23 protein-coding genes are annotated in these 21,117 nt (G+C 68.9%); 11 read left to right on the top strand and 12 right to left on the bottom strand.

The window, feature by feature from the left end:
* Window positions 1-5: 5 nt before the first annotated feature.
* From bioD to OG405_RS17345, 3 genes are all read right to left on the bottom strand, one after another.
* Complete coding sequence (gene bioD, locus OG405_RS17355) at window positions 6-737, bottom strand: dethiobiotin synthase (protein WP_327147528.1); 732 nt, start codon at window positions 735-737, stop codon at window positions 6-8.
* On the bottom strand, window positions 734-1,888 hold the full coding sequence (locus OG405_RS17350) for an 8-amino-7-oxononanoate synthase (RefSeq protein ID WP_327147527.1): 1,155 nt from the start codon (window positions 1,886-1,888) through the stop codon (window positions 734-736). Before OG405_RS17350 ends, bioD begins: the two co-directional genes overlap by 4 nt.
* Window positions 1,889-1,957: 69 nt before the next feature.
* Window positions 1,958-2,542: a TetR/AcrR family transcriptional regulator C-terminal domain-containing protein gene (locus tag OG405_RS17345; RefSeq protein WP_327147526.1), complete on the bottom strand. Its 585-nt coding sequence runs from the start codon at window positions 2,540-2,542 to the stop codon at window positions 1,958-1,960.
* A 156-nt stretch (window positions 2,543-2,698) separates the two neighbouring features.
* Between OG405_RS17345 and bioB the strand changes: the two genes are divergently transcribed.
* The 4 genes from bioB (at window position 2,699) to OG405_RS17325 (ending at window position 5,356) form a co-directional block, all read left to right on the top strand.
* Window positions 2,699-3,736: a biotin synthase BioB gene (gene bioB, locus OG405_RS17340; protein ID WP_327147525.1), complete on the top strand. Its 1,038-nt coding sequence runs from the start codon at window positions 2,699-2,701 to the stop codon at window positions 3,734-3,736.
* A gap of 50 nt (window positions 3,737-3,786) precedes the next feature.
* On the top strand, window positions 3,787-3,996 hold the full coding sequence (bsaP, locus tag OG405_RS17335) for a biotin synthase auxiliary protein BsaP (protein ID WP_327152371.1): 210 nt from the start codon (window positions 3,787-3,789) through the stop codon (window positions 3,994-3,996).
* 2 nt (window positions 3,997-3,998) lie between these two features.
* A complete protein-coding gene (locus OG405_RS17330; protein ID WP_327147524.1) occupies window positions 3,999-4,700 on the top strand; it encodes a DUF2567 domain-containing protein in 702 nt (233 codons plus the stop codon).
* A 125-nt stretch (window positions 4,701-4,825) separates the two neighbouring features.
* Window positions 4,826-5,356, top strand: a complete 531-nt coding sequence (locus OG405_RS17325; protein WP_327147523.1) for a DUF1353 domain-containing protein — start codon at window positions 4,826-4,828, stop codon at window positions 5,354-5,356.
* Window positions 5,357-5,488: 132 nt separating this feature from the next.
* On the opposite strand, the gene OG405_RS17320 is transcribed toward OG405_RS17325, so the two are convergent.
* Window positions 5,489-6,235: an NUDIX hydrolase gene (locus OG405_RS17320; RefSeq protein ID WP_327147522.1), complete on the bottom strand. Its 747-nt coding sequence runs from the start codon at window positions 6,233-6,235 to the stop codon at window positions 5,489-5,491.
* A gap of 75 nt (window positions 6,236-6,310) precedes the next feature.
* Between OG405_RS17320 and nadA the strand changes: the two genes are divergently transcribed.
* The 4 genes from nadA to OG405_RS17300 all read left to right on the top strand — a co-directional run bounded on the left by nadA (window position 6,311) and on the right by OG405_RS17300 (window position 11,071).
* Entirely contained in the window at window positions 6,311-7,366 is a 1,056-nt protein-coding gene (gene nadA / locus OG405_RS17315) for a quinolinate synthase NadA (RefSeq protein WP_442790574.1), read from the top strand.
* A 45-nt stretch (window positions 7,367-7,411) separates the two neighbouring features.
* On the top strand, window positions 7,412-9,019 hold the full coding sequence (locus OG405_RS17310) for an L-aspartate oxidase (RefSeq protein ID WP_327147520.1): 1,608 nt from the start codon (window positions 7,412-7,414) through the stop codon (window positions 9,017-9,019).
* A 116-nt stretch (window positions 9,020-9,135) separates the two neighbouring features.
* A complete protein-coding gene (gene nadC / locus OG405_RS17305; RefSeq protein ID WP_327147519.1) occupies window positions 9,136-9,996 on the top strand; it encodes a carboxylating nicotinate-nucleotide diphosphorylase in 861 nt (286 codons plus the stop codon).
* A 211-nt stretch (window positions 9,997-10,207) separates the two neighbouring features.
* Window positions 10,208-11,071 carry an arylamine N-acetyltransferase family protein gene (locus OG405_RS17300; protein WP_327147518.1) on the top strand — a complete coding sequence of 288 codons (864 nt, stop codon included), beginning with the start codon at window positions 10,208-10,210 and terminating at the stop codon, window positions 11,069-11,071.
* A gap of 55 nt (window positions 11,072-11,126) precedes the next feature.
* Here the strand turns inward: OG405_RS17300 and OG405_RS17295 are convergent, their stop codons facing one another.
* A complete protein-coding gene (locus tag OG405_RS17295) occupies window positions 11,127-11,657 on the bottom strand; it encodes a nuclear transport factor 2 family protein (protein ID WP_327147517.1) in 531 nt (176 codons plus the stop codon).
* Window positions 11,658-11,758: 101 nt separating this feature from the next.
* On the opposite strand from OG405_RS17295, the gene OG405_RS17290 reads away from it, so the two are divergent.
* A complete protein-coding gene (locus OG405_RS17290) occupies window positions 11,759-12,229 on the top strand; it encodes a MarR family winged helix-turn-helix transcriptional regulator (RefSeq protein ID WP_327147516.1) in 471 nt (156 codons plus the stop codon).
* 43 nt (window positions 12,230-12,272) lie between these two features.
* Here the strand turns inward: OG405_RS17290 and OG405_RS17285 are convergent, their stop codons facing one another.
* Window positions 12,273-13,451: a winged helix DNA-binding domain-containing protein gene (locus OG405_RS17285; RefSeq protein WP_327147515.1), complete on the bottom strand. Its 1,179-nt coding sequence runs from the start codon at window positions 13,449-13,451 to the stop codon at window positions 12,273-12,275.
* A gap of 88 nt (window positions 13,452-13,539) precedes the next feature.
* Between OG405_RS17285 and OG405_RS17280 the strand changes: the two genes are divergently transcribed.
* Window positions 13,540-14,514 carry an alpha/beta hydrolase family protein gene (locus tag OG405_RS17280; RefSeq protein WP_327147514.1) on the top strand — a complete coding sequence of 325 codons (975 nt, stop codon included), beginning with the start codon at window positions 13,540-13,542 and terminating at the stop codon, window positions 14,512-14,514.
* A gap of 89 nt (window positions 14,515-14,603) precedes the next feature.
* On the opposite strand, the gene hisH is transcribed toward OG405_RS17280, so the two are convergent.
* The 6 genes from hisH to OG405_RS17250 all read right to left on the bottom strand — a co-directional run bounded on the left by hisH (window position 14,604) and on the right by OG405_RS17250 (window position 21,015).
* On the bottom strand, window positions 14,604-15,236 hold the full coding sequence (hisH, locus tag OG405_RS17275) for an imidazole glycerol phosphate synthase subunit HisH (protein ID WP_327147513.1): 633 nt from the start codon (window positions 15,234-15,236) through the stop codon (window positions 14,604-14,606).
* Window positions 15,237-15,363: 127 nt separating this feature from the next.
* Complete coding sequence (gene hisB / locus OG405_RS17270; RefSeq protein WP_327147512.1) at window positions 15,364-15,996, bottom strand: imidazoleglycerol-phosphate dehydratase HisB; 633 nt, start codon at window positions 15,994-15,996, stop codon at window positions 15,364-15,366.
* A gap of 20 nt (window positions 15,997-16,016) precedes the next feature.
* On the bottom strand, window positions 16,017-17,174 hold the full coding sequence (locus OG405_RS17265; protein ID WP_327147511.1) for a histidinol-phosphate transaminase: 1,158 nt from the start codon (window positions 17,172-17,174) through the stop codon (window positions 16,017-16,019).
* Window positions 17,171-18,508 (bottom strand): histidinol dehydrogenase, encoded by a 1,338-nt coding sequence (gene hisD, locus OG405_RS17260; protein WP_327147510.1) that lies wholly within the window; start codon window positions 18,506-18,508, stop codon window positions 17,171-17,173. Before hisD ends, OG405_RS17265 begins: the two co-directional genes overlap by 4 nt.
* Before the next feature lie 188 nt (window positions 18,509-18,696).
* Window positions 18,697-19,128: a hypothetical protein gene (locus OG405_RS17255; RefSeq protein ID WP_327147509.1), complete on the bottom strand. Its 432-nt coding sequence runs from the start codon at window positions 19,126-19,128 to the stop codon at window positions 18,697-18,699.
* A 345-nt stretch (window positions 19,129-19,473) separates the two neighbouring features.
* On the bottom strand, window positions 19,474-21,015 hold the full coding sequence (locus tag OG405_RS17250; protein WP_327152370.1) for a serine/threonine-protein kinase: 1,542 nt from the start codon (window positions 21,013-21,015) through the stop codon (window positions 19,474-19,476).
* On the opposite strand from OG405_RS17250, the gene OG405_RS17245 reads away from it, so the two are divergent.
* Window positions 20,935-21,111 carry a hypothetical protein gene (locus tag OG405_RS17245; protein WP_327152629.1) on the top strand — a complete coding sequence of 59 codons (177 nt, stop codon included), beginning with the start codon at window positions 20,935-20,937 and terminating at the stop codon, window positions 21,109-21,111. The genes OG405_RS17250 and OG405_RS17245 overlap by 81 nt on opposite strands.
* The last annotated feature ends 6 nt before the right edge of the window (window positions 21,112-21,117 follow it).

Below are 21,117 nucleotides of genomic sequence, written 5' to 3'. Positions count from 1 at the left end.
GAACTCTAGGGAGCGAACGCGGTGACCGGCGGGCGAATCTCCGGTACGGTGCCGGTTCGTCCGAGATACCGCTGCGTCCACTGCCGGTCGAACCAGGCCGGGGCCGCCGCCCGGAAGCGCTGCGGACTCCACCCGCCGGCACCTTCGGGAACAGCGCCGACCAGTTCGGTGCCGGTGACCCGCGGCAGATCGGCGCGGTTGGTCCGCATCGCCAGATCGGGCCGTTCGGGCCACGATCCGATCACCAGTCCGGCGCATTCCACTCCGGCCTGCCGCAGGGCCCAGGTCGTGAGTTCGCTGTGATTGAGGGTGCCGAGGCCCGGTGCGCTGACCACCAGCACCGGCGCCGACAGTTCCCGGGCGAGGTCGAGGAGGGTGAACTCACCCAGCCGCACCAGCAGCCCACCGGCACCCTCCACCAGCACCAGGTCGGCGGACCCCAGTCCGGCTATCGCGGTGGCGGTCTCGGACAGTGTGAGCAGCGGGGCCCCACAGCGGCGGGCTGCGGTATCGGGGGCCAGCGGTTCGGGGTAGCGGGCCGGTTCGACGGTCCGGGTCACGCCGGCGAGGGCGGTCACGACGGCGAGATCACCGGGATCGGCCGCGCCCACACCGGTTTGGGCCGGTTTACATACGGCGACCTCGAGTCCGGCAGTGCGGGCCACTGCGGCCAGCGCAGCGGTGGTGACGGTCTTGCCTACCTCGGTGGAGGTGCCGGTGACGAAGAGCAGCGTCATGCCGGTACGGCCCCGGTGTCGCGGGCACGGGACAGAACCGGTGTCAGGACGGAATCGATGCGGGCGAGGTCGTCGGCCGAGAGGTCGGCGCGGGCGGTGATGCGCAATCGCGAGGTGCCCTCGGGCACCGACGGCGGGCGGAAACAGCCGACCTCGAGACCCTTTTCGCGACAGGCCACGGCGGCCGCGTAAGCGATCCGGGGCTCGCCGAGAATGACCGGCACGACCGCCGAATCGGGGGTCGGAACACCGGCGACCCGGGCGATCTCGGCTGCCCGGTCCAGCACCCGCCGCGGCAGTTCCCGGTCCCGGCGCAGGATCCGCAGCGCGGCGCGCGCCGCGCCCACGGCGGCAGGTGCGAGCCCGGTATCGAAGATCATGGTGCGGGCCGAATCGATCAGGTGCGCGCGCACTCGTTCGCCGCCCAGGACCACGCCGCCCTGGGCGGCGAGGGCTTTCGACAGGGTGGCGGTCACGACCACATCGGGTTCGCCGGCCAGACCGGTCTCCTGGACGAGTCCGCGCCCGCCGGTCCCGCGCACACCCAGCCCGTGGGCCTCGTCGACCAGCAGTACCGCGCCGTGCGCGCGGGTCACTCGGTGGAGTGCGGCCAGCGGCGCGAGATCGCCGTCGGCGCTGAAGACCGAATCGGTGAGCACCAGTGCACGCGCCTCCCCGCGAGCGGCCAGCAGCCGCTGTACCGCGGCGATATCGCGGTGCGGCGCGATTTCCACCCGGGCGCGGGAGAGCCGGCAGGCATCCACGAGCGAGGCGTGGCAGCCGGCGTCGGAGACGATCAGCGACCCCCGGCCGGCGAGGGCGGTGACGGCACCCAGATTGGCGGCGTAGCCGGAGGCGAACACCAGTCCGGCCGCGAATCCGGTGAACTCGGCGAGTTCGGCCTCCAGTAGTTCGTGTTCGGTGGTGGTACCGGTGACCAGCCGTGAACCGGTGGACCCCGCGCCCCATCGGTTCACGGCTTCGATCGCCCCCGCGATCACCTCGGGGTGCCGGGTGAGTCCGAGGTAGTCGTTGGAGGCCAGATCCAGGCTCGCCGCCGTGGCCGCGCGCGGCCGGAGGCGGCGCCGCAGTCCGGCGGTCTCGCGCCCGGCGGCGCGGTCGTCGAGCCAGGCCAGTGGATCGGAGGTCACGTGGGCACCATACTTGAACAGTGTTCAAGGTGAGATGCGGTGCCCCGTCCGGCGGCGAATCCGGGTGCGTCAGCGGATATCGGCGCCGAGCCGGTGCCGGACTCCGGCGGTGAACAGCTGTAGGCCGAAATCGAAGCGGGCCGTCGGGTCCTCGGATCCGACGAGCGTGCCGGAATCGTCGGCGAGAATCCCGGCGGAGTCCATCTGTATCCGGGACTGTTCGTCGACGGTATGGCCGAGCACGTAGTACAGCAGCGTGTACGCGGCGAGTTCGGCCTCGGCGCGGGGGATACCGGCGCGGATCACGGCCGCGGCGAGCCGTTCCCGGCCCTTGCTGGTGGTCAGGCGGGAGGCGTATGTGGCCGAGACCAGTTCCGCGCCGTCGCGGTAGGTGAGCAGGCAGTCGCGCAACCGGTGGGCCAACTCGGTGAGCGCGCCCGCCCAGTCGCCGGCGCGCACCGGCTGCTCCATCGGCGCGAGGATCCGGTCGGCCACCGCGCCGAGCAGGGCCTGCTTGTTCGGGAAGTGCCAGTACAGCGCGCCGGGTTGGACCTTCAGCGCTCCGGCGAGGCGGCGCATGGTGAGGTCGGCCAGGCCGTATTCGTCGAGGATGGCGACGGCGCCGTCCACGACGTCGTCCCGGTGTAGCTGCACGGTACGGTCCTCCTGATCTGGCTGCGGTTCCCTTGGACGCTACCCCAGCCTGAACGCTGTTCAAGCTTTGGCGCTACCCTCCCTTGAACGCTGTTCAAGTTCTGTGTTCCGCGAAGGCCGGGACCAGGAAAACCCGCCGGACGAAGGGATTCGCCAGTGAACCGGGCACCCGTCAGGAACTCCGATACCGCCGTAACCGCCGAGGATGTACTAGCCGAGGCGCGGGAGCAGGTTCTCGACCGCGGGACCGGCCTGTCCCGGGAGCAGACGCTGGCCGTCCTGCGCCTCGGTGACGACCGCCTCGAAGAACTGCTCGAACTCGCCCACGAGGTTCGAATGAAATGGTGCGGTCCCGAGGTGGAGGTCGAGGGCATCATCAGCCTCAAGACCGGCGGCTGCCCGGAGGACTGCCATTTCTGCTCCCAATCGGGCCTTTTCCAGTCACCGGTACGCGCGGCCTGGCTGGATATCCCGAGCCTGGTGGAGGCGGCCAAGCAGACCGCCAAGACCGGCGCCACCGAATTCTGCATCGTCGCCGCGGTACGCGGCCCCGACGAACGGCTGATGGCGCAGGTGGCCGCCGGTGTCGAGGCGATCCGCAACGAGGTCGACATCCAGGTCGCCTGCTCGCTGGGCATGCTCACCCAGGAACAGGTCGACCGGCTGGCCGCGATGGGTGTGCACCGCTACAACCACAACCTGGAAACCGCGCGGTCCTACTTTCCGAACGTCGTCACCACGCACAGCTGGGACGAACGCTGGAACACCCTGCGGATGGTGCGCGCGGCCGGGATGGAGGTCTGCTGCGGTGGCATCCTCGGTATGGGTGAAACGCTGGAACAGCGTGCCGAATTCGCCGCCGATCTGGCCGAACTCGATCCCGACGAGGTCCCGCTGAACTTCCTGAACCCGCGCCCGGGCACGCCCTTCGGCGATCTCGAGGTCCTGCCGGCCGCCGACGCCCTGCGCGCGGTCGCGGCCTTCCGTCTCGCACTGCCCCGCACCCTGCTGCGATTCGCCGGTGGCCGCGAGATCACTCTCGGTGATCTCGGCGCCCGCCAGGGCATCCTGGGCGGGATCAACGCGGTGATCGTGGGCAACTACCTCACCACCCTCGGACGTCCCGCCGAGAAGGATCTCGACCTGCTGGGTGAACTCGAGATGCCCATCAAAGCACTCAACGAGACATTCTGATCGGCGACGTCAGCCGGGGAACGGCCGATCCCGTGAGTACTGTCGGCGATATGCACGCGCGCTACAACCCGTTCACGGGCCGGCCTGCCGGGCCCGGGTTCGACGAACCGATCGCCCGGGCCGTGGAACTGGGACTGGAACCGCCGCGGTTCTGCGAACACTGCGGCCGCCGGATGGTTGTGCAGGTCGACCCCGACGGTTGGTGGGCGAAATGCTCGCGGCACGGTCTGATCGACTCCACGAGCCTGGAGAGGCGGTAGCGATGCCCGATCGGACCGGGGCCGGGACGCGTCGTGAGCTGCGCGCCGCCCTCGTATTACTGATGGCGGCGGTGCTGGTGAGCCTGCTCGTGGGGGCACTGTGGGGTCTGCTGGCACCCACCGAACGGGTGCTGGTGGTCGAACCCGGCCGCGGCGCCGCACTGGTCGGGGAAAGTCTGCACCGGTTCGACGCGACGGCGCTGTTCGCCGGTGCCGGCGCGGTCACCGGCTTTCTGTCCGCGGTCGCCGCCTGGCGGTGGCGCCTGATGCGCGGTCCGATCCAGGGCGCGGGCCTGTTGTTCGGCTCGGTGGTGGGAGCGTGGCTGATGGCGTGGATCGGTGATCTGGTCGTCACCTGGGACAATCCCCGACCGGATGATCCACCGGTCGGCCGGATCGTCTCGCTGCCGGTGGAATTGGGAAGTCAGTTCGCGCTGATCGCGCAGCCGTTGATGGCGGGGTTGGTGCTCCTGATCCTGGCCGGGCTCAGTCCGGCGGAGGATCTGGGGACCGGCTTCCTGAGCCCGTTCGGTGATTCCCGTCCTCAGCCCTATCCCGACCCGGAGTCCGGAGAACAGCCGTATCAACCGGTTCCGCCCGGTGCGGTGCCCGCTGGTGACCCGGCCCGGGTCGGTGCCCCGGCCGGGCCCGGCGGGCAGACCGGCGGAGCTTCGCCGGAAGGCCCGCCGAGCCCGTCGAACTGAGCGCCGGCGAACCGTCACCGTTTCAGAGTCCCGGTGGGTGGGCCGGTGTCGCGTCCGGATGGTCGGGTCGGCACCGGCGGTCGTAGGCTGGCCGAATCCGACTGGCCGACAGGGGAGATGACGTCGTGGGGTTCACCAGCGCGCTCGTGGTCGAGGAGATCGATGGGACGTTCTGGGCGGTCCGGGAGCCGCTGGGCTACGCGGGCGCGGCGGAGCAGTTCGAGGTACCGGTCGGCTTCCGTACCGATTTCGCTTCGGTACCCCGCCCGGTGGTGTGGCTGATACCCCGCTACGGCGTGTACACGCGGGCGGCGATCCTGCACGACTATCTGCTGCGTTCGGAACTCGTGAGCGAGGTCGACGCCGACGGATTGTTCCGGCGGGCCCTGCGCGAATGCGCGGTCTCGCTGCCGCGCCGCTGGATGATGTGGGCCGCGGTGCGCTTCGGTAGCCGGTTGCAAGGAGTGTCGCCGGCGGCGCTGGCGGTGTTCCTCGTGATCGCGGTGTTCGCCCTCGCGTTCCTGCTCATCCCCACTGTGGTGGTCACGGTATTCCTGCTGCTGTTCTGGGTGATCGAGGTGATCGTCTGGCCGCTGGACCGCTCGGCCCGGCATCCGGGGACCAAACCGGTGCCGCGACCCGAGTTGCGGACCTGATCCTCTCCGTCCGGGTGTAGCCCGTAGTCGAGCCCGGTCGGGAGCGGTGCCGAACCCGCGGTGCAGTTCGTCGTGCTCTCGGAGCGGGCTCCGGTCAGGCGCGGGGGCGCAGCGGTGTCAGGCGCAGCGGTGTCAGGCGCGGGGGCGCAGTGCGGCGAATTCGTCGGTGACGCGCAGACCGGAATCGCTGAATCGGTACACCGAGGCGGGCCGTCCACCGGCGCGGCCGGGGGCCGCGGTGTCGCCGGTGGGGGTGATGACCTTGCGCCGGGTCAGGACGCGTTGCAGGTTGGTGGTATCGACGTCGTAACCCAGTGCGGCGCAATATATCTCCCGCAGTGTGGACATGGTGAAACGATCGGGCGCCAGGGCGAACGAGATGTTGGTGTAGGAGAGTTTCGCGGCCAGGCGTGCTCGAGCGTGTTCGACGACGGTGCCGTGATCGAACGACATCTCCGGCAGTGCGGCGACCCGGTGCCATGAGGTGTCGTCCGGTAGTCGCGGATCGGCCGTGAGGGGGACCAGGCCCAGATAGGCCGAGGCGATCCGGCGCGGTCCCGGGACGCGGTCGGGGGCGCTGAACACCGACAGCTGTTCGAGGTGGTCCACCTCGCGTACGTCCACTTTCTCGGCCAGCTGCCGGCGGGCCGAGGTATCGAGGTCCTCATCGTTGCGCAACCGGCCGCCCGGTAACGACCAGGTGCCGTGCTGCGGGTCCAGCGCGCGCTGCCACAGGAGGACCGCGAGTTCTCGCTGGTGGCGGTTCGGGCGGCTGCCCTCGATGCTCGCGCCGCTCTCACCTGCGGTGATGGCAGTAGGGAAGCGGCGAACCTGGAACACCGCGGTGAGCGATTCATGGATGGTGCTAAACTGGTCCACGTTTTCGATCGTAAGTCGAAAACCTGGTGAGTGCGAATCGGCCGAGGCGCCGATCGCGCGGAGGAAGGAGCGACCATGGCGACGATGGGAGCAGATTTGGCCCCGGCGCCGGGTACCGCATTGCGGGAGCGGATCAGCGACGGGCCATCGGGCTATACCGGGGTCGAGGCGACACCGGAATGGGCGGCCGAGGTGAAACGCCTGGCGCGGCAGCGCAACGCCACCATTCTCGCGCACAACTACCAGCTGCCCGAGATCCAGGACGTGGCCGACCACGTCGGGGATTCGTTGGCGTTGTCCCGCATCGCGGCCGAGGCGCCCGAGGCGACGATCGTCTTCTGCGGTGTGCACTTCATGGCCGAGACCGCCAAGATCCTCAGCCCGGAGAAAACCGTGCTGATCCCCGACGAGCGCGCGGGCTGCTCGCTGGCGGATTCGATCACGGCCGAGGAACTGCGCGAATGGAAGTCCGAACACCCGGGAGCGGTGGTGGTGTCCTATGTGAACACCACAGCGGCGGTGAAGGGTCTCACCGATATCTGCTGCACCTCCTCGAACGCGGTGGACGTGGTCGCCTCGATCGACCCGGACCGTGAGGTGCTGTTCCTGCCCGACCAGTTCCTCGGCGCGCATGTGAAGCGCGAGACCGGTCGCGCGAACATCCACATCTGGATGGGCGAATGCCATGTGCACGCCGGGATCAACGGCGACGAGCTCAACGAACAGGCGCGCGCCCACCCCGATGCCGAACTCTTCGTGCATCCCGAATGCGGTTGTGCGACCTCGGCGCTGTATCTGGCCGGCGAGGGTGAATTCCCCGCCGACCGGGTGCACATCCTGTCGACCGGCGGCATGATCGACGCCGCCCGCGCCGCGAAATCCAGCCAGGTGCTGGTCGCGACGGAGGTCGGCATGCTGCACCAGCTGCGCAAGGCCGCCCCGGGTATCGATTTCCAGGCGGTCAACGATCGCGCCGCCTGCAAGTACATGAAGATGATCACCCCGGCCGCACTGCTGCGCTGCCTGGAGGAGAACCGCGACGAGGTGCACGTCGACCCCGAGACCGCGGCCCTGGCCCGGCATTCGGTACAGCGGATGATCGAGATCGGCAACCCCGGCGGCGGGGAATGACGCCGGTCCGGATGTGACATCGGTTCGACCGGTGTGGAGTACGTGATGATCGAAGAACCGGATCGGCAGTGGGAGACCCGCGCCGACCTGATCGTGGTCGGCGGCGGGGTCGCCGGGCTCACCGCGGCCCGGGCGGCCGCGCGAGCCGGATTGCGGGTGCTGATCTTGAGCAAGGGCGGCCCGGCCGATACCGCCACCCAGTACGCGCAGGGCGGTATCGCCGTCGTAGCGCCGAACGGGGATTCGGTGGACTCCCATGTCGCCGACACCCTCGCCGCCGGCGGGGGACTGTGCGACCCCGATGCGGTGCGTTCCATCGTCGAAGGCGGCCCGGACGCCGTGGCCGCCCTCACCGACCTGGGCGCGGTATTCGACCTCGGCCGGGACGGGGAGGTCTCGCGGACCCGAGAAGGCGGGCACAGTACCCGCCGCATCATCCATGCCGGGGGCGACGCCACCGGCGCGGAGGTGCAGCGCGCGCTGTCGGCGGCCGGATTGCCCGTGCTGTTCGGCACGGCAGTACTGGAGGTCGTGACGGATGCCTCCGGTGTCCAGGGTGTCGTGGCGGTCTCGGATCGCGGGATCGGGGTGGTGCACGCACCCGCGGTGCTGCTGGCAACCGGCGGTTTCGGGCAGCTGTACGCGCTGAGCACCAATCCGGCCGGAGCGACGGCCGACGGCGTCGCTCTGGCGCTGTGGGCCGGTGCGGCGGTGGCAGATCTGGAATTCGTGCAGTTCCATCCCACCGTCCTCTACACGCCCGACGGTTTCGGACGGCAGCCGCTGATCAGCGAGGCGGTACGCGGCGAGGGTGCGAGGCTGGTGGACTCGCGGGGCGATTCGGTGACCGCGGGTGTGCATCCGCGCGGTGATCTGGCGCCGCGGGATGTGGTGTCGCGGGCGATCGCGGCCCGAATGCGGCTGCTCGGTGACGACCATGTGTACCTGGACGCCCGGGAGATACCCGAATTCGCCCGGCGTTTTCCGACCATCACCATGTCCTGCCGTGCGGTGGGGATCGATCCGCGCCGAGAGCTGATCCCGGTGGCGCCCGCGGCGCACTATCAGTGCGGCGGGGTCCTCACCGATCTGCAGGGACGTACCGGAGTGCCCGGGCTCTATGCGGCCGGGGAGGTCGCGCGCACCGGGTTGCACGGTGCCAACCGATTGGCCTCCAACAGCTTGCTCGAGGGTCTGGTGATGGGGGAGCGGGCCGGGCTCGCGTCGATCGAGCGACTCGGCGAACCGGCGAACGCGGCGGGCGGATCCGCAACCGTCTTCCCGGCGCTCGACCGGAGCGTCCTCCAGCAGACCATGACCGATCACGCATCGGTCGTCCGCGACGGCGCCGGTCTGGCGCGAGCGGCGCGGACACTCGAGAAGGCGCGCGGTGCGGAAACACCCGAAACGGGTGCCGCTGTAGCCGCACGCGGGGCGGCTCTCGTGGCCCGATTCGAGGATGCCGCGCTCACCGTGACGGCTCGGGCGCTGTTGCTGGCGGCGCGGGTGCGAACGGAGAGCCGCGGTTGCCACACCCGTTCTGATCATCCGCGGGCTGCACGGGATGCGGCCCGCCCGACCGTCGTACGACTCGACGACGGTGGCGCGCCATGCGTGGTCACGGAGCCGTCTCCGTCGACGGCACAGTCGTGAAATCGAAGGACGCCGGTGCGCCGCCGGTCCGGACTCGGACCCGGCCGGCCCGTCGTCCGCCGACGAGACGATTCCCGCGGCCCCGGCCGTGGCCGATCGAAAACGAGGAGTAGGCAATGACATTGGATCCCGGTCTGGATCTCGACGAAGTCCGCGGTGTCATCCGTGCCGCGCTGGACGAGGATCTGCGGTACGGGCCCGATATCACCACCACAGCCACCGTCCCCGCGGATGCGGTGGTGAAGGCCGCGGTGGTGGCCCGGCAGCCGGGGACGGTCGCCGGTATCGATATAGGACTGCTCGTCCTGGACGAGGTGATCGGGGCCGGCGCCTACGAGGTCACCGACCGGGTGCCCGACGGCACCCGGATCGCCCCCGGGGAGCCGGTGCTCGCACTGGCGGCGCCGACCCGCGGGCTGCTCACCGCCGAGCGCACCATGCTCAACCTGATGTGTCATCTCTCCGGTATCGCCACCGCCACCGCCGCGTGGGTGGACGCGGTCGACGGAACCGGCTGCCGTATCCGCGACAGCCGTAAAACCCTCCCCGGCCTGCGCGGCCTGCAGAAGTACGCGGTACGTGCCGGCGGCGGGGTGAACCATCGGATGGGCCTGGGCGACGCCGCGCTGATCAAGGACAACCATGTCGTCGCCGCGGGGTCGGTGGTCGAGGCGCTGCGTGCCGTGCGTGCGGCCGCGCCCGATATCGACTGCGAGGTCGAGGTCGACGATCTCGACCAGCTCGACGCCGTGCTCGGTGAGGACGTGCAACTGATCCTGCTCGACAACTTCCCGCTCTGGCAGACCCAGGCCGCGGTCCAGCGCCGCAACGCCACCGCGCCCGGCACGAAACTGGAATCCTCCGGTGGTCTCACCCTGGATATGGCCGCCGGTTACGCGCGAACCGGTGTCGATTTCCTGGCGGTCGGGGCCCTCACCCATTCGGTCCGGGTGCTCGACCTCGGCCTCGATATGTAGCGCCGCGTCACTGGGTGTTGCACGCTGCCGCGGCACCGTTACGGACCTGGACGGCTCGGTACTGTCACTGGACTACGATTCGGGGTCGATATCCACTATCCCGGTACCGGTATCAGTGACGGGCGCCATCGGGGCGGTCCTCTGTTACGGGGCGGAACACCTGCGCACTTGGTTCGGTTGCTCGTGTCGGACCCGGACGAGAGAGGACGCTATGTCGAAGCCCGCGGATGCCGCCTATCACTGGAACGGCGACGCACTGGATCTGGACGCGTACCTGACCCGGATCGGATACACCGGCCCGCGCACTCCGACGTTGCCTGTGCTGCGGGGCCTGGTCGCCGCGCACACCACCGTCGTACCGTTCGAGAACCTGGAAGCGGTGCTGGGGCGGCCTGTCCCGCTGGATCTGGAAACCCTGCAGGACAAACTGGTCCGGCGTCGGCGTGGGGGTTACTGCTACGAGAACGTCATCGTGTTCGCGGCGGCGCTGGAGCGCTTCGGATTCGGCATCACGGGTCTGTCCGGCCGGGTCACCATGGGGTCGGGTGGTCTTCGTCCGGCCACCCACGCGCTGCTGCGGGTCACGGTAGCCGACGACGACCGGGTGTGGCTGGCCGATGTCGGCTTCGGTGCCGGGCCGTCCGAACCCTATGCCCTCGTCGACGATCCGGACGAGTTCCTGCTCGGCGGCTGGCGGTTCCGTCTCGAACACACCCGCGATGAACTGGGGGGCGATCAGTGGGTACTGCACCAGTTCGCCGGTGCCGGATGGATCGACCGTTATACCTTCACTCCGGCTCCGCAGTACCGGATCGATTACGAGGTGGGCAATCATTTCGTCTCCACCTCGCCGCGTTCACCGTTCACCCAGCGGCCGTTCGTGCAGCGTTTTCTGCCCGGAGTGCATCACACGCTGGACGGTCGCGCCCTGACCACCGAGTATCCCGACGGGACCGGCGTCGCCCGGGAACTCGAGTCGGCGGAGTTGCCGAAGGTCCTCGCCGAGGTCTTCGATATCGATCTCGCCGATGAGGACGTGGAGGCGCTGATCGACGCGCCGTGGACGACTCGCTGACCGGAGCCTGTTCCGGAGTGGAGGTCTCGGTCGTGCCGGTGGTCCCATAAACCGATCAGAATCGGGTACCGACGGACCAGACGGGCGTCGAATGCACGCGGCTCAGCCGCCAGCCCTCGGGCAGCCGTCGCGCGGAGAAGCGGTAGATCTCACCGAGTGTGAAGCGCGGGTTGGGCAGGGTGCCGTCGGTGGTGGCGGGGGCGAACACGGCGAGCAGGTTCGCTCGGATCTCGGCGGTGTCGGTGGCGAGGTCGATCGCGATATTGCTGACGAAATGCTGGATCACCTGATCGGGGGAGTGGCTACGTGATGCCTGTGCCGTCAGCGCATCACGGCCGGAGGCTTCGCCGCCCGGGGTCTGTGCGGTGGCGTCGGTGGTGTAGATCGTGCGGAATCGGTCGAAATCCCTTTCGTCCAACGCGCGCGCCAGCCGGTCGACGAGGGCGGTGAGTTCGGCGCGATCGGTGAGTTCGCGCAGTGCGCGCGCGGGCCGGTCGGTGGCGATGTGCAGACAGGCCGCACCGGCGGCGCCGGCAACGGTCGCGGAGAACAGGGCCCGGGGCATCAGGCGGCGACGGATCTTCACGGCGGTAACCCTCCACTATCTGTTGGACTAGCCAATGTTGGTATCTCCAACGATAGGCCAACTTGTGGGGATCGCCAACAAACACTTGCTACATTCCGGGTATGAAGATCGCGCACGAGGACGTACCCGGCAGGCTTCGCTCGCTGCCGACGCGACTGATCAACCAGACCGCGCTTCTCGCCGACCGCGCCACCGAACAGGCGCTGGCCGATACCGGATCGCGGCGATACCACTACGCCGTCCTCACCACCTTGCGAGAGACCGGCGCCGCCAGCCAGGCCGAACTCGGCCGCCGCACCAAGATCGACCGCAGCGATATGGTGGCGATCCTCAACGATCTGGTCGCGCGCGGTTTCGCCGGCCGGGCCGCCGATCCCGACGATCGCCGCCGCAATATCGTCACGCTCACCGACGCCGGCGGCGCGCACCTGGACGAGCTCGACCACAGACTGGACCGAGCCCAGGACCAGCTGCTCACCGCGTTGTCCGCGCCCGAGCGCCGTACGCTCGTCGCCCTGCTCACTCGGATCCTCGACGCGCAGACCGGCGCCACGGACAGCGGAAACAGCTGACCGGGCGGCTATCGGACAATCTACTTCGTTCGTGCGGCTCGGGTCACGCCGTGAGTTCGCGTTCGAGTGGAGTACGGAACCGTGGAATCGGGCGCACCGCACCGAACCAGCTGCCGGCGCGTTCGGCTTCGGCCGCCACCAGCGATGTCGCCTCGGCGCCGATGTCCTCCAGAACCCGGGTCACGATCTCGCCGTCCTTGCGCTGTGCCCAGCCGCCCACGATCCGGCCGTCGCACCAGATGCTCGGGCCGATATTGCCGTTGCGGTCGAACAACCGGGGCTGATGTTCGCCCAGATACCAGGAGCGCGACTGCCAGCCCATCGGAGTCGGATCCAGGGCGGGTAGCAGCGCGGCCCACGGCGGCGGATCGGCCACCGGCTCGAGATCGCGGGCCAGGAGCAGGCCCGCGGTTCCGTCGAGATCGACCTCGACGGTATCGATCCCGGCGAGTGCCTTGCGGACCTGTCCCAGCGTCCATCCGGTCCACCATTTGATATCACCGATCGGTGCGGGCCCGAAGGTGTGCAACCACGATCGGACGATTTCGGTGCGGGCCGCCTCGGCCTCGATATCGACGAGGGGGCCGGGCAACCAGGACTCCACCGGCGTCCATGAGTACTGGCTGCTCGACCAGGTACCGTTCGGCCGTGCCCGCACGATCCGGCCCTCGGTGCCGAGCAGCACCAGCACCCAGCTGGTGATATTGGTGGGCCGCGAATACGACTTCCCCGGCGCGGTATCGATCTGTGTACGTAGTTCGGGAACGTCCTTGCTCAACTGGGCCCCGGTGGCACTGCCGCGCGCGAGCAGCGCCCGATGCGTACGATCGGCGATCTCGGCCAGCCAGCCCGGAGCGTCGCCCTCCCCGATCCCCGCCTGCTCCAGATACCGCGCGTAGGTCCGGCGCTGTTCGGCCGCGAGATCGGCACCGCAGGAGGCGTGCAGCACGGGTACCAGATCGACCGGCGCGACGAACATCGTGCGCCGCATCGCCAGCATCCGCACCAGCGACCGATCCTCGTAGAGGGCCCGCTCGACCTGCCCGGGACCGAGATCGTGACCGCGGGCCGCCACCGACAGATGCACAGTGGCCGGATCGGTGGCGTGCAGTACCACCATCGACCGCGTGATCTCGGCCGGATCGGCGCTGCGATGCGCACCGGAGAGCCGGTGGCGGACGCCGATCCGGGCACGGCGTTGCGCAGTACTGATCGAATACATGGCCCGGATGTTAGCGGCGGGATCCGACACCCGGGCTCGTCCGGCCGGGTTCCTGCGAATGTGGCCCGCGCCGTGCAATATTCGAAGGATGAGCAGACGCGCAGTGAGCTTCCTGGCCGGGGTGCTGCTACCGGCGTTGACGGCGACGCTGCTGGCCGGGGCGCCCGCCGCCGCGACCCAGGCGTGCACGGTCCAGAGCCGTCCGATCTCGGTGCCGGTCGACGGTGAGCAGGCCACCGGCCTGGTCTACCAACCACGAGGGTGCGCGGTCGGTAACGCACTGATCGTGGCCGCGCACGGGCACAAGGGCTCGGCGACCCAGTATTCCGAATACCTCACCTCGATCGCCGCGCGCACCGGGACACCGGTCGTCTCGATGGATATGCGGGGTAGTGCTCAGTGGCGTACCGGGGAGTGGAATCTGTGGGCCGGGTGGCAGGATCTGGTCGCCGCGACCCAGTGGTACAAGAATTCGCATCCCGGTGTGGCGCGCACCATCCTGTGGGGCTGGAGCCAGGGCGCGATGACCTCCGGGCTGGCCGCCGCCTACGGTCCGGCCGGACTGTTCGACTACTGGGTGGACACCTTCGGCCCGTCGGATCTGTTCACCCACTGGTCGGGCCCGGCCGCCGACTATCCCGCCCTCCAAGCGCAGATCCAGCGTGACGCCGGCAATTGCATTCCCATCGTCTGCCCGCTCGCCTACGCCGACCGGTCCCCGGCGCTACAGGCCGGCCGGATGGGTATCCGCCACGCCTTCCTCGTCCACGGCACGGCCGACGAAGTGGTGCCCTACACCGCCAGCACCCAGATGCGGGCCGCCCTCATGCTCGCCGGTAAGCCCAGCACGCTGTACTCCATCGTCAGCGGGCGCACCCTGAACGGAGTGGTCGAACCCGGCCGCCACAATATCGGCCCGGCCCTGTTCGAGGCGGGCTGTGTGGTGGAGCGGCTCGCTCTGGGCACCGAACCGCTCGACGGCAACCGGGACTATGTGGTCGATGTGGCCCGGGGCATCGTGGCTGCGCCCCCACCGCCGCCGAACGCCAAATGCGCCGCTTAGCCGGGGTACCCGGTGGGCCAGGGTGCCACCGCGTTGACCCGGATACGTGCGTGGCGAGTATTTACCGCCAGGTGGGCCGTCGGCCGGTGTCAGAGTGATTTCACCCAGTTGGAGAGCAGTTGTGCGCCGGCGTCACCCGATTTCTCCGGATGGAACTGCGTCGCCGAGAGCGCACCGTTCTCCACCGCGGCCAGGAATCGGCCGGTGCCGTATTCGCACCAGGTCAGCCGAGGTGCTGCGAGATGTTCGCTGGGCGGCAGTTCCCAGGCGCGGGCGGCGTAGGTGTGCACGAAATAGAACCGGGTGGTGGGGTCCATTCCAGCGAAGAGCACGCTGTCCGCGGGCGCGGAGACGGTGTTCCAGCCCATATGCGGCAGGACCGGCGCTTCGAGTTTGTCTACGATGCCCGGCCATTCACCACAACCGTCGGTCTCCACCCCGAACTCCACGCCGCGGTCGAACAGGATCTGCATCCCTACGCAGATGCCCAGTACCGGCCGGCCACCGGCCAGCCGCTGACCGATGATCCGTTCCCCGCGCACCGCGCGCAGCCCGGCCATACAGGAGGCGAAGGCGCCGACACCGGGCACCACCAGGCCGTCGGCGGCGAGCGCGGCCTCTGGATCGGCGGTCACCTCGACCCGCGCACCCGCCCGGACCAGCGCCCGTTCGGCGGAATGCAGATTGCCGGACCCATAGTCCAGCAGAACCACCGAAGTCATAGTGCCTTCTCCCCACCGGATGCATGTGATTCGCGGAGGCAGGAGCGCAGGTAATCCATCACACCATCCCCACTATCGCTCTGCGTGCGGACGCGGAAGCCGCAGCGAGGGCGGCGGTATCGCAGCATCACAGTGCTCCCTTGGTCGACGGCACACCCTGTACCCGCGGGTCGGGTTCCACGGCGGCACGCAGCGCGCGCGCCACCGCCTTGTACTCCGCTTCGGTCACATGATGCTGGTCACGGCCGTAGAGCACCCGGACGTGCAACGCGATCCGGGCGTTGAGGGCGATCGATTCGAAGACGTGGCGGTTGAGCACCGTCGAATACGGGGCCCCGGGATCGTTACGACCGCGCACCGGCGCGCCGGGGATCACCGCGTGCAGCAGATGGTCCGGTTCACCGGTGTGCACACAGTAGGGCCGCCCGGAGACGTCCACCGCGGCATGCGCCAACGTCTCGTCCATCGGAATGTAGGCGTCGCCGAACCGGCGGATGCCCGACTTGTCGCCGAGTGCCTGTCCGAGTGCCTGTCCGAACACGATCGCCGTGTCCTCGACGGTGTGGTGCGCCTCGATCTCGATATCGCCGTCGCTGCGTACGGTCAGATCGAAACTGGCGTGGGCGCCGAGCGCGGTGAGCATATGGTCGTAGAACGGGACACCGGTGGAGATATCGGTCTTTCCGGTGCCGTCCAGGTTCAGCTCCACCACGATGCTCGATTCCTTGGTGGTGCGCTCCACCCGCGCGGTTCGGTTCATACTCTCTTCCGTCTCGGTGATCAGCGCTGCGCTGTCGGTTCGGTGGCGGTCAGTTTCGCGCTGACCCGCAGGAATTCGTCGTTCTCGGTGGCCAATCCGATAGTGGCGCGCAGATATCCGCTGATTCCGACATCGCGGATCAGCACGCCTTCGTCCAGGTAGTGCTGCCAGGCGCGCGCGGCGTTCTCGAACTTGCCGAACAGCAGGAAGTTCGCGTCGCTGGGTACCACCTCGTACCCCATCTCGGCCAGCCCCCGGGCTACCCGGTCGCGCTGGGCGGCCAATTCGGCGACACTGCCCAGGGTTTCGTCGGCGTGCCGCAGCGCGGCCCGTGCGGCCGCCTGGGTCACCACCGACAGGTGGTACGGCAGCCGGACCAGCAGCAGTGCGTCGATGACCGCGGGGGCGGCGACCAGATAACCGAGTCGCCCGCCGGCGAACGCGAACGCCTTGCTCATCGTCCGGCTGACGACGAGTTTCGCCGGGTAGCGGTCGATGAGGCCGATTGCGCTGGGCGTCGAGGAGAACTCGGCGTAGGCCTCGTCCACAATGACGATTCCGGGTGCCGCGTCGAGTATCCGGGCCAGGTCGGCGGGCGCGATACTGTGCCCGGTGGGGTTGTTCGGGCTGGTCACGAAGACCACGTCGGGCCGGCGTTCGGCGATGGCGGCCGGCGCGGCGTCGATATCGATAGCGAAATCGGCGCCGCGTTTCGCCTCGACCCATTCGGTATCGATGCCCTCGGAGATGATCGGATGCATCGAATAGGACGGAACGAAACCGAGCGCCCGCCGGCCGGGGCCGCCGAAGGCCTGTAGCAGCTGCTGCAGGATCTCGTTGGAACCGTTGGCCGCCCACACATTGGCCGTATCCACCGCGAACCCGGTTTGCCGGGTGAGATACGCGGCGAGATCGGTGCGCAGAGCCACCGCGTCGCGGTCGGGGTAGCGGTGCAGATCCGCGGCTGCGGCTCGGACGGCCTCGGCCACATCGTCGACCAGCGCCCGGCTCGGCGGATGCGGGTTCTCGTTGGTGTTGAGCTGGACCGGAACACTGAGTTGCGGTGCGCCGTACGGGGATTTGCCCCGCAGGTTCTCCCGCAGCGGCAGCGCGTCGAGCCCGACGCCGGATCCGGGAACAGTGGTCGCAGTGGTGTTTTCGGAGTCGGGAGTGCTCACGACAGCGCCTCGAACCGCGCGCGGACGGCCTGTCCGTGCGCGGGCAGATCCTCGGCGTCGGCCAGCGCGACCACATGCCCGGCCACATCTTTCAGCGCCGACTCGCTGTACTCCACGACGTGGATCCCGCGCAGGAAGGTCTGCACACTGAGGCCCGACGAGTGCCGCGCGCAGCCGGCTGTGGGCAGCACGTGATTGGATCCGGCGCAGTAGTCGCCGAGGCTCACCGGCGCATAGGGGCCCACGAAGATCGCGCCGGCACTGCGTACCCGCGCGGCCACGCCCGTGGCGTCCGCGGTCTGGATCTCGAGGTGTTCGGCGGCGTAGGCATTGACCACCCGTAGACCCTGATCTATATCGTCGACCAGCACGGTTCCCGACTGGGTGCCGGTCAGCGCGGTGGTGACCCGGTCGGCGTGTTTCACCACGGACAGCTGCGCGGTGAGCGCGGCATCCACGGCATCGGCGAGTTCGGGGCTGTCGGTCACCAGCACACTGGCGGCGAGTACATCGTGTTCGGCCTGGCTGATGAGATCGGCCGCCACGTGCACCGGATCAGCGGTGGCATCGGCCAGTACCGCGATCTCGGTCGGACCCGCCTCGGCGTCGATCCCGACCAGGCCGCGGCACAATCGCTTGGCTGCGGTGACGTAGATATTGCCGGGGCCGGTGATCAGATCCACCGGCAGCAGATCGGTGCCGTCGGTGTCGGTACCGCCGTAGGACAGCAGCGCCACCGCCTGCGCGCCGCCGACCGCCCAGACCTCCTCGACGCCCAGCAGCCGGGCCGCGGCCAGGATGGTCGGATGCGGGAGCCCGCCGAACTGCTGCTGCGGCGGCGAGGCCACCACCAGCGAGTCCACCCCGGCGGCCTGGGCCGGGACCACGTTCATCACGACGCTCGACGGGTACACGGCGTTACCGCCGGGTACGTACAGCCCGACCCGCTCCACCGGAACCCAGCGTTCGGTCACGGTACCGCCCGATACCACCTGGGTGGTGGTATCGGTCCGGCGCTGATCGGCGTGGACCGTGCGGGTGCGTTCGATCGCGACCTCGAGTGCGGTGCGTACCGCGGGATCGAGCTCGTCCAGGGCGGTGGCCAGCCTGTTCGCCGGGACACGGACGGATTCCGGGGTGACCCCGTCGAATTTCGCGCCGAATTCCAGCGCGGCGGCCGCTCCGCGGTCGCGGACGGCCTCCACCATGGGCTGCACCTGATGCAGTACCGAGTCCACATCGACCCCGCCGCGCGGCAGCGCGGTGCGCAATTGCGCGGTAGTGGGAGTGCGACCGCGTAGATCGACGCGGGCGAGCTCGATACGGGATGTCATGGTGGTTCCGGTCCTTGTCTTCGGCCTGGCTACATCAGCACAAGGTGCCGTTCCAGCCTAATAGGTGCTGTTGGGCGGGGCCCATCCGCAGTCCCGCGCACGGCCGGAGCGAAGGCGGAGGTACGCAGAACGCGCACGGCCGGAGCGAAGGCGGAGGTACGCCGATGGCGAATCAGCGTGGTCGGTGATCAGGAGATCCGTGTGTAGGTGAAGTCGAGCTTGTGATCCCAGCTGCGCGGGTCCAGTTCGGAGTCCGAGTGCTCCCAGGTGGCGCGGAATGTGCTTCCCGTCTCGTCCAGGTTCCCGGTGAACCGCTGGGAATGGCCGGGCGCATCACGCCACACCCGCCAGAGCGGTCCGTCGAAGGAACCCTGGTAGACGCGGTGCTCGCCGTACTGGTCGTAGTGCAGGATGACGAGGTGGTCCTGGTGCAGATCGTCTGCGCCGACGAGCCATGTCCAGCTGACCCCGGGATCCGGGACCGTGTAGCGGACCACCAGGAACCGTGCGTTGGGTATCCACTCGATCGTCGTGAGCCCGGTGAGATCGGGGTGCAGGCTCGTGGTCGTCTGCCATTCACCGACCATCCTGGCCATCGCGTTCAGTGCCGACTCGGTCATCTGCGCGTCTCCCATCGGTGGCGAAGTCGGATGTTCAGCTACAGCGGCGACGCAGTTCCGGGACCCCTCGCCCTCGAGCTCGTCGAGGAGCACCGGACGGCCCCACCACCGCCAACGCTAGCGCCTCACCCGGCCCCTGTACCGGAGGACCGGACCCCTTGACCCAGTCGAAATCTGTCGGGGCGAGTTGTAACCCCCTCGTATACCACCATGAGCGGGCGAACGGATCGGCCGGGCGGAGCCGGGGCCGGCAGCGCGAGACCGAGCCCGGTGCCGTTCCGCCGAAAACCATGCCGTACACGAAAACCCGGCCGGACTCCGGTTTCCCGGCGCCGACCGGCAGTCTCAGTGGGTATCGCTGTCGATCAGCAGAGTGCCGCCGGAGCTGATGATCCGCAAGATCGGATTGCTGGTCTGGCCGCCGTAGCTGAGGTTGTTCACCCGCATATCCACCGAGCCGTCGGGGTTGTTGCCCTTGTATGCCTCGATGCGGCTGAAATTCTGTACGGTCCGGGTCGACCAGTACTGCTGGAAATCCTGCTGGCTGCCGTATGCCTGCTGTGCGGCCGGTGTCAGCAGTGACCACGAACCCGTGGGGTCGAGATAGAACTGCTCCACCAGCTGACCTGCCTGCACCCATTCGACCGAGCCGGTACTGGGGGTGGACCCGAGCGCGGGGCTGTTCGCAGCGGGGATATCGGGCGAGTTCGAGACAGTGGCGCTGGTCGAGGTATCCGCCTGTGCCGCGCCGCTGTCCCCGGAATCGGAGGAGTTGAAGAACAGCACCCCGCCGACGACCGCAGCCCCGGCGATGCCGCCGATGGCCACGGCGCGTTTGACCCCACCGTTACCGCCGGATTTCCGCGCGACCGGCTGGGCGCTCGTCGGTGGATGGTTCGCCGACCGGCGTGGTGGCCGGGCATCCTGGCCGTCGCGTCCCGCGGACCGCGGTTCCGCCCGGCGCCGCGGCGGGGTGTCCCCGGCCGGGCCGCTGTACCGGCCGGGCACCGGGGACTCCATGGTGCTGACAGCGGCGCCGCCGTGGCCGTTGCGGTCGTGGCCGTTGCGGTCGAAGGCTTCGCGCGCCGGAACGAAACCGGCGTGCTCGGACGCCGCGCTGTCGTAGCCCGCGAAACGCGCCAGCGCTTCCCGGGCCTCACGCATACTCGGCCGGTCGCTCGGATCGGAACTGAGTAGATCCAACACGAAATCGGTAGCGGGCCCGGCATTCTGCGGCTCGCTCACCTGGCCGTTGGCCGCCGCGTAGAGCACCTTCAACGGATTGCCGGACCCGAACGGCGGTTCGCCCTCCAAGGCGTGGAAAAGAGTGGCACCGAGCGCGAATACATCCGCGGCGGGCGTCGGATCGGCGCCGCGCGCCACCTCCGGTGCCAGATACGCGGCGGTACCGCAGATCAGACCGGTCTCGGTGAGCGTGACGTCGCCGGTGGCCCGGGAGATACCGAAATCGGTGATCTTGACGGTGCCGTGATCGTCGAGCAGGATATTGCCCGGTTTCACATCGCGATGCACGATGCCGGCCGCATGTGCCGCGATGAGCGCGGAGGCTACCTGTTCACCGATCCGGGCCACCTGCGGGAGTGGTAGCGGGCCCTGCGCCGACAGCACCATAGCGAGGCTGCGGGATTTCATGTACTCCATCACCAGGCACGGATCGCCGCCGTGTTCGGTGATGTCGAAGACCACAATGGCGTTCGGATGCTGGAACCGCGCCGCGTTGCGGGCTTCCCGGGTCGCCCGCTGCCGGAGCACATCGCGCTCGGCGGGCGGCAGGCTGGGTTTGATATGGATCTGCTTGATCGCCACCGACCGTTGCAGACGCTCGTCGACGGCACGCCAGACAACGCCTGTGCCGCCGCTACCAATCTGCTCGACCAGGCGGTAGTGATCCGCGATCAACTGACCGGTATCGATGGCGCCTACTCCGAACCTTCTCGAAATCGTGACATGCCGCGTCCTTGACCACTC

Origin of the sequence: Nocardia sp. NBC_01329 (assembly GCF_035956715.1) — a bacterium.
Classification (GTDB): Bacteria; Actinomycetota; Actinomycetes; order Mycobacteriales; family Mycobacteriaceae; genus Nocardia.
The sequence above is the reverse complement of the archived record's forward strand: the minus strand, read 5'-3'. Positions and strand labels throughout refer to the sequence as shown.